Annotated in this window: 14 protein-coding genes; 9 read left to right on the top strand and 5 right to left on the bottom strand. The window is 58.7% G+C overall.

The genetic code is table 11. From position 1 onward, the window contains the following. The first annotated feature begins 5 nt into the window (after window positions 1-5). The 5 genes from atuD (at window position 6) to ACMXYI_RS15225 (ending at window position 4996) form a co-directional block, all read left to right on the top strand. Window positions 6-1163 carry a citronellyl-CoA dehydrogenase gene (gene atuD / locus ACMXYI_RS15245; RefSeq protein WP_415773801.1) on the top strand — a complete coding sequence of 386 codons (1158 nt, stop codon included), beginning with the start codon at window positions 6-8 and terminating at the stop codon, window positions 1161-1163. Continuing rightward, window positions 1160-1957 carry an enoyl-CoA hydratase/isomerase family protein gene (locus tag ACMXYI_RS15240; RefSeq protein WP_415773800.1) on the top strand — a complete coding sequence of 266 codons (798 nt, stop codon included), beginning with the start codon at window positions 1160-1162 and terminating at the stop codon, window positions 1955-1957. Before atuD ends, ACMXYI_RS15240 begins: the two co-directional genes overlap by 4 nt. A 109-nt stretch (window positions 1958-2066) precedes the next feature. Continuing rightward, complete coding sequence (locus tag ACMXYI_RS15235) at window positions 2067-4028, top strand: acetyl-CoA carboxylase biotin carboxylase subunit (RefSeq protein WP_415773798.1); 1962 nt, start codon at window positions 2067-2069, stop codon at window positions 4026-4028. A 71-nt stretch (window positions 4029-4099) separates the two neighbouring features. Next, window positions 4100-4642: an exonuclease domain-containing protein gene (locus tag ACMXYI_RS15230; protein WP_415773797.1), complete on the top strand. Its 543-nt coding sequence runs from the start codon at window positions 4100-4102 to the stop codon at window positions 4640-4642. A 69-nt stretch (window positions 4643-4711) separates the two neighbouring features. Continuing rightward, window positions 4712-4996, top strand: a complete 285-nt coding sequence (locus ACMXYI_RS15225; protein ID WP_007973461.1) for a pyrimidine/purine nucleoside phosphorylase — start codon at window positions 4712-4714, stop codon at window positions 4994-4996. 85 nt (window positions 4997-5081) lie between these two features. Here the strand turns inward: ACMXYI_RS15225 and ACMXYI_RS15220 are convergent, their stop codons facing one another. Together ACMXYI_RS15220 and ACMXYI_RS15215 are read right to left on the bottom strand one after the other, a co-directional pair. After that, on the bottom strand, window positions 5082-5888 hold the full coding sequence (locus ACMXYI_RS15220; RefSeq protein WP_415773796.1) for an MOSC domain-containing protein: 807 nt from the start codon (window positions 5886-5888) through the stop codon (window positions 5082-5084). 86 nt (window positions 5889-5974) lie between these two features. Next, window positions 5975-6910, bottom strand: coding sequence for a chemotaxis protein CheV (locus ACMXYI_RS15215; protein WP_415773795.1), 936 nt, complete (start codon window positions 6908-6910; stop codon window positions 5975-5977). Window positions 6911-7372: 462 nt separating this feature from the next. Between ACMXYI_RS15215 and ACMXYI_RS15210 the strand changes: the two genes are divergently transcribed. The 3 genes from ACMXYI_RS15210 (at window position 7373) to ACMXYI_RS15200 (ending at window position 9734) form a co-directional block, all read left to right on the top strand. Beyond that, window positions 7373-7843: a hypothetical protein gene (locus ACMXYI_RS15210; protein WP_415773794.1), complete on the top strand. Its 471-nt coding sequence runs from the start codon at window positions 7373-7375 to the stop codon at window positions 7841-7843. Between the two features lie 341 nt (window positions 7844-8184). Next, the gene (locus tag ACMXYI_RS15205) at window positions 8185-9078 is read left to right on the top strand and encodes a sensor histidine kinase (protein WP_415773903.1); all 894 of its coding nucleotides are present in this window, start codon (window positions 8185-8187) and stop codon (window positions 9076-9078) included. Next, the gene (locus tag ACMXYI_RS15200) at window positions 9075-9734 is read left to right on the top strand and encodes a response regulator (protein WP_033059158.1); all 660 of its coding nucleotides are present in this window, start codon (window positions 9075-9077) and stop codon (window positions 9732-9734) included. The genes ACMXYI_RS15205 and ACMXYI_RS15200 overlap by 4 nt, the downstream gene beginning before the upstream one ends. Here ACMXYI_RS15200 and yegS read toward each other — a convergent pair. Continuing rightward, on the bottom strand, window positions 9718-10635 hold the full coding sequence (gene yegS, locus ACMXYI_RS15195) for a lipid kinase YegS (RefSeq protein ID WP_415773793.1): 918 nt from the start codon (window positions 10633-10635) through the stop codon (window positions 9718-9720). The two genes, ACMXYI_RS15200 and yegS, sit on opposite strands and share 17 nt — an antisense overlap. 229 nt (window positions 10636-10864) lie before the next feature. On the opposite strand from yegS, the gene ACMXYI_RS15190 reads away from it, so the two are divergent. Further along, a complete protein-coding gene (locus tag ACMXYI_RS15190; protein ID WP_415773792.1) occupies window positions 10865-11179 on the top strand; it encodes a hypothetical protein in 315 nt (104 codons plus the stop codon). Window positions 11180-11239: 60 nt separating this feature from the next. Here ACMXYI_RS15190 and ACMXYI_RS15185 read toward each other — a convergent pair whose 3' ends face one another. Then, window positions 11240-12466, bottom strand: coding sequence for a molybdopterin molybdotransferase MoeA (locus ACMXYI_RS15185; protein WP_415773791.1), 1227 nt, complete (start codon window positions 12464-12466; stop codon window positions 11240-11242). Next, window positions 12450-12989, bottom strand: a complete 540-nt coding sequence (moaB, locus tag ACMXYI_RS15180; RefSeq protein ID WP_415757372.1) for a molybdenum cofactor biosynthesis protein B — start codon at window positions 12987-12989, stop codon at window positions 12450-12452. The genes ACMXYI_RS15185 and moaB overlap by 17 nt, the downstream gene beginning before the upstream one ends. Window positions 12990-13020: the final 31 nt, after the last annotated feature.

The following is a 13020-nucleotide window of genomic DNA, read 5'->3' as shown; positions in this document are numbered from 1 at the left end:
TAAAAATGATCTTCACCCAGGAACACGAAGCACTGCGCCGCACCGTCCGCCAATTCGTCGATCACGAGATCAATCCTCATGTCGAGGAATGGGAAAAGGCCGGGCGCTTTCCTATCCACGAGATCTTCCGCAAGGCCGGGGACCTCGGCCTGCTGGGGATTTCAAAACCGGAAAAGTTTGGCGGCATGGGGCTCGATTACAGCTATTCGATCGTCGCGGCTGAAGAGTTCGGCACCATCCACTGCGGCGGCATTCCGATGTCCATCGGCGTGCAGACCGACATGTGCACCCCGGCGTTGGCGCGTTTCGGCTCCGATGAATTGCGTGAAGAATTTCTCCGTCCCGCCATCACTGGCGAGCAGGTCGGCTGCATCGGTGTTTCCGAAGTCGGCGCCGGTTCCGACGTGGCCGGTTTGAAAACCACCGCCCGCAAGGACGGCGACGACTACGTGATCAACGGCAGCAAGATGTGGATCACCAACTCGCCGAGCGCCGATTTCATCTGTCTGCTGGCCAACACCTCGGACGACAAACCGCACATCAACAAGTCGCTGATCATGGTGCCGATGAACACGCCGGGCATCAGCCTCAGCTCGCACCTGGACAAGCTCGGTATGCGCAGTTCGGAAACCGCCCAGGTGTTTTTCGACAACGTGCGCGTGCCGCAACGCAACCGCATCGGCCATGAAGGCGCGGGGTTCATGATGCAGATGCTGCAGTTCCAGGAGGAACGGCTGTTCGGTGCGGCGAACATGATCAAGGGCCTGGAGTACTGCGTCGACAGCACCATCGAGTACTGCAAGGAGCGTAAAACCTTCGGCAGTGCGCTGATCGACAATCAGGTCATCCACTTCCGTCTGGCCGAATTGCAAACCGAAATCGAATGCCTGCGGGCACTGGTCTATCAGGCCACCGAGCAGTACATCAAAGGCCAGGACGTCACCCGTCTGGCGTCGATGGCCAAACTCAAGGCCGGGCGTCTGGGCCGCGAGGTCAGCGACAGCTGCCTGCAATATTGGGGCGGCATGGGCTTCATGTGGGATAACCCGGTGGCCCGCGCTTACCGTGACGTGCGGCTGGTGTCGATCGGCGGCGGTGCCGACGAGATCATGCTGGGGATCATCTGCAAACTCATGGGCATCCTGCCGGGGAAAAAGAAATGAGCACCCTGCCGGTTTGCCAGACCTTGCTGCTCGAATCGCATAACGGTGTCCTGCACATCACCCTCAACCGCCCCGAAAGCCGCAACGCCATGAGCTTGCAGATGGTCGCTGAGCTGCGCGCGGTGCTGGCGGCGGTGCGTGACGACCGAGCCATTCGCGCGCTGGTGATCGGTGGTGCCGGCGGGCATTTTTGCGCGGGTGGCGACATCAAGGACATGGCCAACGCACGCGCTCAAGGCCCGAGCGCCTATCGCGACTTGAATCGCGCGTTCGGTGCGCTGCTGCAAGAGGTGCAACACGCGCCGCAAGTGGTGATCACGGTGCTGCAAGGCGCGGTGCTCGGCGGTGGTTTTGGTTTGGCTTGCGTCAGCGACGTCGCCTTGGCCGATCACAATGCGCAGTTCGGTCTGCCGGAAACCAGCCTCGGTCTGCTGCCAGCGCAAATCGCGCCGTTCGTGGTGCAGCGCATCGGCCTGACTCAGACTCGCCGACTGGCGCTGACCGCGGCACGTTTCGATGGCACACACGCACGGCGCATGGGATTGGTGCATTTTGTCGAGCATGACGCGCAAGCGTTGGCCGAGCGTCTCGATGAAATTCTGGCCCATGTGTTGTGCTGCGCGCCGGAAGCGAATGCGACGACCAAAAAGCTGTTGCTGGCAAGTGCCGGGCAGCCATCGAATGCGTTGCTGGATGAAGCGGCCGAGTGGTTCAGCGAGGCGGTGACCGGGGCTGAAGGTATTGAGGGGACCATGGCCTTCGTACAAAAGCGTAAACCGGGGTGGGCCTCTTAAAAGCTTCGCGAGCAAGCCCGCTCCCACAGGGGAATGCATTTCAAATGTGGGAGCGGGCTTGCTCGCGAAGAGGCCATCACATCCACCGCAAAACAAAAGGGAAACCCCCATGCCCGGATTCAGCAAAATCCTGATCGCCAACCGCGGTGAAATCGCCTGCCGCATCCAGCGCACCGCACAGGCCCTGGGCTATCGCACGGTCGCAATCTTCAGCGATGCCGACGCCGATGCGCTGCATGTGCAGATGGCCGACGAAGCCGTGAACGTCGGCCCGGCCCCGGTGCAGCAGTCCTATCTGAATATTCCGGCCATTCTCGACGCCGCCCGGCGCACCGGCGCTGACGCGATCCATCCGGGCTACGGCTTCCTCTCGGAAAACGCCGGGTTCGCCCGCGCCTGCCAGGATGCCGGCATCACCTTCATCGGCCCCAGCCCCGAAGCCATCGAACTGATGGGCAGCAAACGCCTGTCGAAACTCGCCATGCTCGATGCCGGTGTGCCGTGCATCAAGGGTTATCAGGGCGAAGAACAGGACGATGCAACCCTGAGCCGCGAAGCCGCACGCATCGGCTATCCGCTGATGATCAAGGCCAGTGCCGGCGGTGGCGGGCGTGGCATGCGCCTGGTGCACGAGGCCAATGATTTGCTCGAACAACTGCGCACCGCCCGCTCCGAAGCGCTGCATGGGTTTGGCAGCGACGAACTGATTCTCGAGCAAGCGCTGATCGACCCGCGTCACGTCGAAGTTCAACTGTTCGGCGACCAGCACGGCAACCTGATCTACCTTGGCGAGCGCGACTGTTCGATCCAGCGTCGCCATCAAAAAGTCATCGAAGAAGCGCCCTGCCCGGTGATGAACGCCGAGTTGCGTCAGGCCATGGGTGAAGCGGCGCTCAAGGCGGGTCGCGCCGTGAATTACGTCGGCGCTGGCACCGTCGAGTTCCTGCTGGATGCGCGTGGGCAGTTTTACTTTCTGGAGATGAACACCCGACTCCAAGTGGAGCACCCGGTGACCGAGTTGATCACCGGCCTCGATCTGGTGGCCTGGCAGTTGCACGTCGCCGAAGGACTGCCTCTGCCGTTGCGCCAGGAGCAGGTGCAGCTCAGCGGCCATGCCATGGAAGTCCGTTTATACGCCGAAGATCCGACACAGGGTTTTCTCCCACAAACCGGTCGCATCACCGCCTGGGAGCCTGCGTTGCAGGGCGGTGTGCGGATAGATCATGGCCTGATCGAAGGCCAGACAATAAGCCCGTTTTATGACCCGATGCTGGGCAAGATCATCACCCACGGCGCCACCCGCGAAGAAGCCCGGCGTAAGTTGCTGCGGGCGGTGCAGGACAGCGTACTGCTCGGCGTGCAGAGCAATCAGCGCTTGCTCGCCAGCCTGCTTGAACACCCGCAGTTCATCAGTGGCGAGTTCAGCACCGGGTTCATCCCGGCACACTTCGCCGAGCATCCCTGCCTGCATGCGCATGTGCCGAGCGCCGAAGAACTGGCCATCGCTGCTGCGCTGTTCTATCAGGCCTCGGCGCAGGTTCATCACGCGCCACTGGCCGGTTGGCGCAATAACGCCAGCGTGCCGTTGAACTATCGCATCGGTCTGGGTGAGCAAGATTGGCCGGTGCAATTGAACGCTGTGCCTGGCGCGCCCTACCGGATTCAAGTCGTTGAGCAAAACCTTGAATTAGCGATCATCCAGTGCGATAGGCGCTGGGCCACCTTGGAAATAGACGGCATCCGCCAACGTCACGCCTACCGTCTCGAGGCCGGGCAACTCTGGCTGTACACCCGTCCCGGCAGTGTGCGGCTGGTGGATCGGACCCAGGCGTTGGTCAGCAGTCAGTCCAGCGTCAGCACCGGCACCCTCAAGGCCCCGATGGACGGGGCGATCGTCGACGTGCTGGTAACTGAGGGCAGCCCGGTCAGTAAAGGCCAGTTGTTGGTGGTGCTGGAGGCCATGAAAATGGAGCATCCGCTCAAGTCGGGCATCGACGGCGTGCTCAAACGCTTGCAGGTCAGGGTCGGTGACCAGGTGAAAAATCGTCAGATTTTGTTGGAGGTCGAATAAGCCGCTAGGCGGATCCGCCGGGTTTGGCTACGCTCAAGCCCTATCAGGACGCGGATACCAGGAACCCTGCGATGCCTCACTGGCTGGTCATTGATCTAGAAGCCACCACCGATGAGGGCGGTTGGCCAGTAACGGAAATGGAAATCATCGAAATCGGCGCCACCCTGGTGGATCGCAAAGGGCGAGAACTGGACTCGTTCCAGCGTTTCGTGCGGCCGCTGCGTCGGCCCTTGCTGACGCCGTTTTGCCGGCAACTGACCCGCATCACCCAGGCCAACATCGACGCCGCGCAGCCTCTGAGTGAGGTCTGGGCGTCGTTCGAGCACTGGCTCGGCCTGCATCACTCGCGCCTCGAAGGCTGGGTCAGCTGGGGTGATTACGATCGCAAACAATTGGTTCAGGAGTGGGAGCGCCTGCAACTCGACAGCGCCCTGAGCCGGGTACCGCACATGAACCTCAAACAGCGCTTTGCCAAGGCTCGCCGGCTGGAACGCCCGCTGGGGCTCAACGGCGCGCTGCAACTGGCGGGCATGCAGTTCAGTGGCCAACAGCATCGGGCGCTGGAAGATGCGCGCAATACCGCGCGATTATTGCCACTGGTTCTTCCACTTTAGAGAGGTGACGCCGGCATGGGCCTTGTGCATACTGGCCGGCCCTTTTCAGCCCTTTTCGAGGAATCGCCCATGTTTAAAGTCAACGAGTACTTCGACGGCACCGTCAAGTCGATCGCCTTTGGCACCGCTGAAGGTCCTGCGACCATTGGCGTCATGGCACCGGGCGAATACGAATTCGGCACCAGCCAGCGTGAAATCATGCACGTGGTGTCCGGCGCCCTGACCGTCAAACTGCCGGACAGCAACGACTGGGAAACCTTCGCCGCCGGCAGCCAGTTCAACGTGCCCGCCAACAGCAAGTTCCAGCTGAAAGTGGCCGTCGACACCGCTTACCTGTGCGAATACCGCGGCTAAACCCCCGGGTTTTCACAGCGAAAAAAAAATGCCCGTGTCCAAGGACACGGGCATTTTTTATTCAAGGACAGTCGTTCAGATTGTCTTATTCCAGGACTGTCACCGGCATACCGACTTCAAGTTGGCCATTGCTGTCGTTGACCAGGTTCTGTCCGAACATCGCACCATCGGCCTCGGTACGGTATTTCTGCAACGTGGCCAGAGGTTCACGATCTTCGCTGCGTTCGCCGGTTTGCGGGTCGATGGTGGTCAGAATGCAACGTGAACACGACTTGACCACGCGGAACTCGACATCGCCAATGCGGATACGCTTCCAGCCATCTTCGGCATACGCCTCGCTGCCCTCGATCACCAGATTGGGCCGAAAACGCAGCATTTCCAGCGGGCGGCCGACTTTTTGCGACAAGTCCTCCAGGGATGCCTGTCCGATCAGCAACAGCGGGAAGCCATCGGCGAAGGCCACCTGATCGTCATCCTTGCCATAGCCGGCCTGGGTGGTCCGTGCGCGTTCAAGAGGGACTTGCACCAGGCGAGTCGGTTTGCCGATGAATTCACTGACCCAGGCACCCGCCTCGTCACCGGCATCCGGCACACGCAACGTATCGCGCCAGATGGTCACGCCACGCAGTTCCGCGTCGCTGGCAGGCAAGGCGATATCGATCGGTGAGCGGCCCGGCGAACTGAGGGTCAAGCCACCGTCGGCATTCCACAACGCCGACAGCTGACTCATCTGCGCCACCGCACGTTGGGTCAGAAAGCGCCCGCTGGCCTCGTCTACCAGCATCCAGCGTCGATCACCGTCCAGGCCCAGCTTGTCGAGGCTGACCTGCTGCAGGATCTCGCCCTTGCCGGATTTCAATGGATAACGATAAAGCGCGCTCAGACGCAACATGGCCAGCTCCCTGGTGGGCAAAAACGCCACCCTATACGAGCTTGATCGCCGAATCAAAGGCCAAAAACTGTGGGACCGTGTTGTGGTCAGGCAGGCACTTCATCGAGCATCAAGCGCTGGCGCACCACATCGACGAGTTTGTCCGGCTGGAATTTGGAGAGAAAGTTGTCACAGCCGACCTTCTTCACCATCGAGTCGTTGAAGCTGCCGGACAACGAGGTATGCAGAACCACGTAGAGGCCTCGCAGACGTGGGTCGTTGTGGATTTCCGTGGTCAGGCGATAGCCGTCCATTTCCGGCATTTCTGCGTCGGTAAAGACCATCAGCAGTTTGTCGGTCATGTTCACACCGGTATCGGCCCAGGCCTTGAGCATGTTCAGTGCCTTCAAGCCATCGCTGGCGATGTGCATCTTCACGCCCAACTGACCCAGGGTGTCGCGCAATTGCGACAGCGCCACGTTCGAGTCGTCCACCAGCAGCACTTCACGGCCACGGGCACGTTCCAGTACCGGATCGTCGAGTTTGTCGCGCGATACCTTGGCGTTGTACGGGACGATTTCCGCGAGGACTTTTTCGACGTCGATGATTTCCACCAACTGATCGTCGACCTTGCTGATAGCAGTCAAGTAATGCTGACGACCGGCGCTGGCCGGTGGCGGCAGAATGGCTTCCCAGTTCATGTTGACGATACGGTCCACACCACCGACCAGGAACGCCTGCACCGAACGGTTGTACTCGGTAACGATGATCGTACTGGTCGGGCTCGGCACCAGCGGACGCATACCGATGGCCTGGGACAGGTCGATCACCGGCAGGGTCTGACCACGCAGATTAACCACGCCGCAGACAAACGGATGACGCTGAGGCATCAAAGTCAGCTTCGGCAATTGCAGCACTTCCTGCACTTTGAACACGTTGATCGCGAACAATTGACGTCCGGCCAGCCGGAACATGAGAATTTCCAGGCGATTCTCACCCACCAGTTGCGTGCGTTGGTCTACCGTGTCGAGAATGCCGGCCATCAATGACTCCTGGGCTTGTTCTGATGAATTCACTAAAGGGGGTTATCGGCTGTTTTCGCTGGACCTTGACCCCCGTGTAAAATGCCACGACCAAACATTGATGTCACATTAACATCATGCTTTACTGGCCACGTGATTTCATCTGCATCATTGCCTGCCGCGAGACCTCGTTTCGTTCGGTTGGTTCCCCCGTGTAAGGGATTCCCCTAGTAGCAATCAGGCCCAACCTGATATTCGCAATATCCAATAGCCATTAATGTGACGCCATTCTCATTGCATGAACGGAGTCAGGCTTTTGTGTGCGATCGCAGGTAAGTGGCCATCCACCCTATCGGGTTCCCCAGCCTGCAGCCAGACAGGCCGGCGCGCGATCTCACGACAGCATGGCAATGCGGGGACTCTGATTGTCCCCGTCGACACACACGACATTCCCGCATTTGACATGACGTTGTGGAGATAAGCATGCCGAACGATCGTAAAGAGTGGACTCAACGGCTCCCGGAATTTCTCGTCGAAGCTGAGACACTCCTGGTTAAAACCGAGGAATGCCTGAGTCATTTGCAACTGATCAGCAATGACAAGGATGCCATCGACTGCATGCTGAGCACCCTGCTCAAACTGGCCAACAAGGCTGATGCCCTCGCTCTGGCAGCCGTTTCGGAATTTTCGTTGCACATTCATGGTTTGCTGAGCCATGCCCAGAATCACATGGATTTACACGACCAGGCCCTGAGTGCGCTGAAAGACTGCCTGACGTTGATCGCCTGGCAACTCGAGCTTATCGATCAGAAAACCGGCCAACTCAGCCTTGATGACAGCGAACAGACATCCCTGATCGAAGCCTTCGCCTTTCAGGTCGGACAAAGTCAGTTTCAGCCCCCCGCTAATTCCAAACCGTTCACACTCGTTTCCTTTGCAGGTCGGCAAGCCTGAATTATCGGGCCCTATGCCGTGCTGCGAATTTTTATTGCGATGATTGCCTCTCTAACTTTAGCGGGCTCATGTCGCAATTGAATATTCCATACCTGCTTACGACAACTCGAAACAAATAAACCATTCTTGCCAGCGAACTTTTTCCATTATGGAACTGCTGTCCATAAACGCTTATTTCCTGACTCGGCAGACCTATATACCAAACGCGACCAACGGTATCTTAAGTGGTATTATGCCGCCCATTAGTTGACGTCAATTAATGGCAGAGTGACTCCAGACAGAGACCCGTCATCCACGATGCCCGGTCTTCCCGCAGCGAACATCCATTGGCTCCATCCGCTATGTACGCCAGCCTCAAGTCGATCACCCTAAAGCCACCCTCCCGAAAAAACGCGCGCCTGGTCACGCTTGTGTTGTGTACTTGCTCGGCGCTTGGCTGCCTGTTGATTTATAGCCTGTCAACTCCCCTGCCGCTGAGTCTGCTGGTACTCAATATTGCGGCATTGACCTGCGTCGGGGTGCAGTACTGTCTTTCGCGCAAGTCGATAAAGTTTCAACCCCAGGAGTTGGCTGACCGGCTGTTGGAGGTTCAGGAAAACGAACGTCGCCGGCTCAGTCGGGAACTGCATGACGATATCGGCCAATTGCTGACCGCGGCAAAACTTCAAAGCGACTGGCTCAAACGCCGAATGCCCGAAGAACTTCAGGGCCAGTGTTCGGTGCTCTGCGATACGCTGGAAGAAACCCTGGCCAAAGTGCGAGACGTATCGGCCATTCTCAATCCGAGGCAGCTGACCAGTCTCGGGCTGGAAGCCAGTCTGCGGGCGCATTTACTCAAGACGCTGGCCAATACGCCGGTGCACTGGAGCCTGGAATGCCATCAGCGTTTGGCCGGTATACCGGAGGAAATGACGCTGGCCGCCTTTCGAATTACTCAGGAAGCGGTGACCAATATATTGCGCCATGCCGAAGCGAAAAACCTGCTGGTCCGCCTGCAACGTCAGCCTCAGGGCCTGACACTATTGATCAGTGACGATGGCCTGGGATTCGCGCCCGCGACCGATCCAGGTCGTGAAGGGCAACGCGGAATGGCAGGGATGTCGGAACGGATCAATCAGTTGGGAGGCACACTGAGCGTGACCAGCGAGCCGGGCAAAGGCACTCAAATCGAAGCACTCTTCCCCTGGGCGCCTCGTGCGCTCGAACGGGCCAGTACGAATAAGGTTATGCGTTGACTTGTAACTTACTTCTGGTGGATGACCACTCGCTTATCAGGGCAGGCGTGCGCGCTCTGGTGCTGGATATTCCCGGCTACGCGGTAATCGGTGAGGCCAATGACGGCTCGCAGTTGCTCGAGATGGTCGAGCAGCTGTCCCCCGACATCGTCCTGCTGGATATTTCCATGAAGGAAACCAGTGGCCTTGACGCCTTGCAGCGACTCAAACGAGTACGCCCGCAGAGCAAGGTGCTGATCCTGTCGATGCATACTGATCCAGCACTCATCATGCAGGCACTGGAATCCGGTGCACATGGCTACCTGCTCAAAGACACCACGGCTACCGAGCTCGAACATGCCCTGGATGCCTTGCGTAACAACGAACGCTACCTGAGCCCGGCCATCGCCCACACCGTCATCAACCAGGCGCTGACCCGAACCCAGAAAAACCAGCCGGAACCTGCCGACTCGCACAACCTGACAGCGCGTCAGCTGGAAATCCTTCGGCTGATCGTTCGCGGAAAATCCACCCGGGAAATTGCCAATGGCCTGGGCCTCAGCATCAAGACCGTTGAAACCCACCGCTCGCAGATCATGAAGCGCTTGCAGATCTACGATGTGGCAGGCCTGGTGCTGTTCGCCGTTCGCGAGCAGATCATCAGCCTGGATGATTGATCAATTGCGATGACCCCAGCAGCGGCGAGTTTTCAGGTAAATGCACGCGCAGCGCCGCTGGACGTGTCGAGAAACGCAAGTTGTCACCTTCCAGAGGTTCGCCATCGAGGTTGATGTAGAGGCCTTCCGAGACCTTGATTTCGACCCACGGCAACCGGACTCGCACAAACATGTTGTCGATGCCGAAGCCATCGGCGAGCAGGGTTTTCAAGGTGCCGACGACTTCCTGCGGCGCAGGCAGAATACTGATGTCCAGCAGACCGTCGTCAACCAGCGCTTCTGGACACAACACATGTCCACCGCCGGCCTGCCGGCCATTGCCGATGCCCAATGCCAACAGCTCGCCACTCCACTGGAAATCAGGCCCCTGCAACTCGCCATAGGCTGCGTGCAACTCACTGAAGCGCGATAAACCGGTGAACAGGTAAGCCGCGCCCCCGAGGATTTTTTTCAAGTCCTCCGAGGTGTTTGCCGTGACCTGACTGCCAAAACCGCCCGTGGCCATATTCAGGAATACCTGCCCGCCGACCTCCCCCAGATCAATGGCGCTCGGTGCAATGTCGAGAAGTTCCAGCGCCTGCGCGGGCTCCAGAGGCACGCCGGCGGCACGCGCAAAATCATTGGCGGTCCCCAAGGGCATCAGTACCAGGCTGGCCTGCGTCGAATGCGCCGCCAAGGCTTCGGCAATATCGCGCAAGGTACCGTCACCGCCACCGGCGATGATCTGCATGTAGCCTGCCGCCAGCGCTTCATCCACCAGCCGCTGCGCGTCGCCCGCTTCCCAGGTCACTCGAACGGCCAGCTCCCAACCCTGTTTGCGCTTGTCCGCAACGGCAGAACGAACCGCCTCGTTGAGCGCTTGCTTGCCATGCAGAATCAACAGCGCCTTGCGTTCGCTCATTAGTTGTCACTCCCATGATTGAATTCCGTATGGGAGATGTTGACCTCATCTCTCCACATAAAAGTCGCAAGAATTTGAATTATTTGAAGTCAAGCAGTATGGCGTCCTACAAGGCGGGAATTTTTCTTACAAGATGTGAGGAATCGGCTCAATTGACCGACCCATGCGATTGGTACACCTTGGCGCCTGCAGTTATCAAACATCAGCAGGAACTACACAGGGACGTGCCATGCAAAGCCAAGAGATCAGGTCACCGGTCATTCCGGTCGTACCGTTCGCAGAAAAACGCGCCAATCATCAGGCTGAATTCAAAAACAGCGCAAAGCCCATTGGAGAAGCTGCTTTGGAATCTCGCGTCGTTGAATTGGAGACACACCTCAAATACATCCGGCGAGACCTGGATGAAGTCCGTAGTGACGTCAAATCGATAAAACACAGGCTTGCCTATTCGGCTCTCGGAACAGCCGTGGTCATCGGGGTTCTGGCCTGGATCGCCAATAGCCGTTTCGACCAGGTCGTGACACTCCTGGCTCACCAAGGGTAAGCCAAGAACGCAAAACCCGGTTCGATCAACCGGGTTTGCGCAGTAAGCCAGCGGCAGGAGTCAGCTCAGGACTTCGCTCAGCGGGATGAAGCTCACGCAGTCACCTTCGATCAACGTGCGATCCTCCATCACCTCAACCAGACCATCCGCCCAGGCAGCGCTACGCAGTACACCAGAACTCTGATTCCTGTAGATAATTGCCCGGCCATTCTCCAGACGTCCGCGTAAGTACTCGCGCCGATTGCCTGCTTTTGGCCATGCAAACCCTGCAGGCACCTGAAACTTCAGGGGCTCAACCTCTTTTACACCCTGTCGGCGCAAGAGATAGGGCCTTGCCAACAAAGCAAAGGTCACCAGCGTTGAAGCCGGATTGCCAGGCAAACCAATCACAGGTACGCCGCGAAAATGCCCGAATGTCAGCGGTTTGCCGGGTTTGATGGCGAGTTTCCACAACGTCAACTCGCCCTCTTCCCGCAAGGCAATGCCCAGAAAGTCAGCCTCTCCCACCGAGACACCACCGGTGGAAAGGATCAGATCGACATCTTTCAATTCACCCAGTTGAGTGCGGGTGGTCGCTAAATCATCCGGAAGAATTCCGGCATCGATCACCTCACAGCCCAAGCGCTGCAACCAACCGCACAGCAACACTCGATTGCTGTTGTAGATCTGTCCCGGCCCCAGAGCCTGACCCGGTTCAATCAGTTCATCCCCGGTGGACAAAACAGCAACGCGAACCTTGCGAATCACGTCCAGCTCTGCGCATCCCAGCGATGCAGCCAACCCCTGTTCGATCGGCCCGAGACGCGTGCCGGCTGGCAGAATCAATTCACCAACAGTGGCTTCCTGGCCTTGAGGACGAATGTTTTGTCCCGGGGCCATGGTTTCGGTGAAACGTACTCGCTCATCCGCCTGAACCTCGGTGTTTTCCTGCATCTCGACGCAATCTGCACCAGCGGGCACTGGCGCACCGGTGAAGATTCGTGCACAGGTGCCAGGCTTCAATGCCTCCGGAGCCTGACCGGCAAAAATCTTCTGGCTGACCACCAGTGGCTCTCCAGTCCAGTCGGCCACGCGCAAGGCATAGCCGTCCATGGCACTGTTGGGCCACGGTGGCAGATCAAGCATCGAGACCAGATCATCGGCCAGCACCCGGCCCTGAACCTGCGCCAATGGCAAGCGTTCACGCTCACGAATCGGTGAGGCTTCGGCCATTGCCAGCAAGCGTGCCAGTGCCACTTCGACAGCCATCAGACTGCCAGTCTTGCCTGGCTTACCCGCGGGATTCACAGGGTGCCGCCTGTTTGAGATGGGCCACGAAATTGCACGGGCGGTGCCGCGAATCCAGCTGCTCGGCAAGAATGCCATCCCAACCGGTGCGCACGGCATTGGTCGAACCTGGCAAGCAGCAGACCAGCGTGCCATTAGCCAGGCCGGCCAGGGCACGGGACTGAATAGTAGAGGTGCCAATATCCGCCACCGATATCTGCCTGAACAGCTCACCAAAACCGTCGACTTGTTTGTCCAGCAGGCAACTCACCGCTTCCGGAGTGCTGTCGCGTCCCGTAAAACCGGTGCCGCCAGTGATCAGCACTACCTGCACGACATCGTCGGCAATCCAGTTGGCGACTTGCGCGCGAATTTTGTAGAGATCATCTTTGAGCAGAACCCGGGCCGCCAGGTTATGGCCGGCAGCGCTCAAACCGTCGACGAAGACCTGGCCTGAGGTATCGGTTTCCAGGGTACGGGTATCGCTGACCGTCAGCACCGCGATGTTGAGCGGTGCGAAAGGTACATCAGCCTTGGCTTTCATAGGCTCATCCAGTTGTAGGAGAAACAGCCCG

The sequence above is a fragment of the Pseudomonas lyxosi genome (assembly GCF_047758685.1).
In the GTDB taxonomy this organism is placed as follows: domain Bacteria; phylum Pseudomonadota; class Gammaproteobacteria; order Pseudomonadales; family Pseudomonadaceae; genus Aquipseudomonas; species Aquipseudomonas lyxosi.
The sequence above is the reverse complement of the archived record's forward strand: the minus strand, read 5'-3'. Positions and strand labels throughout refer to the sequence as shown.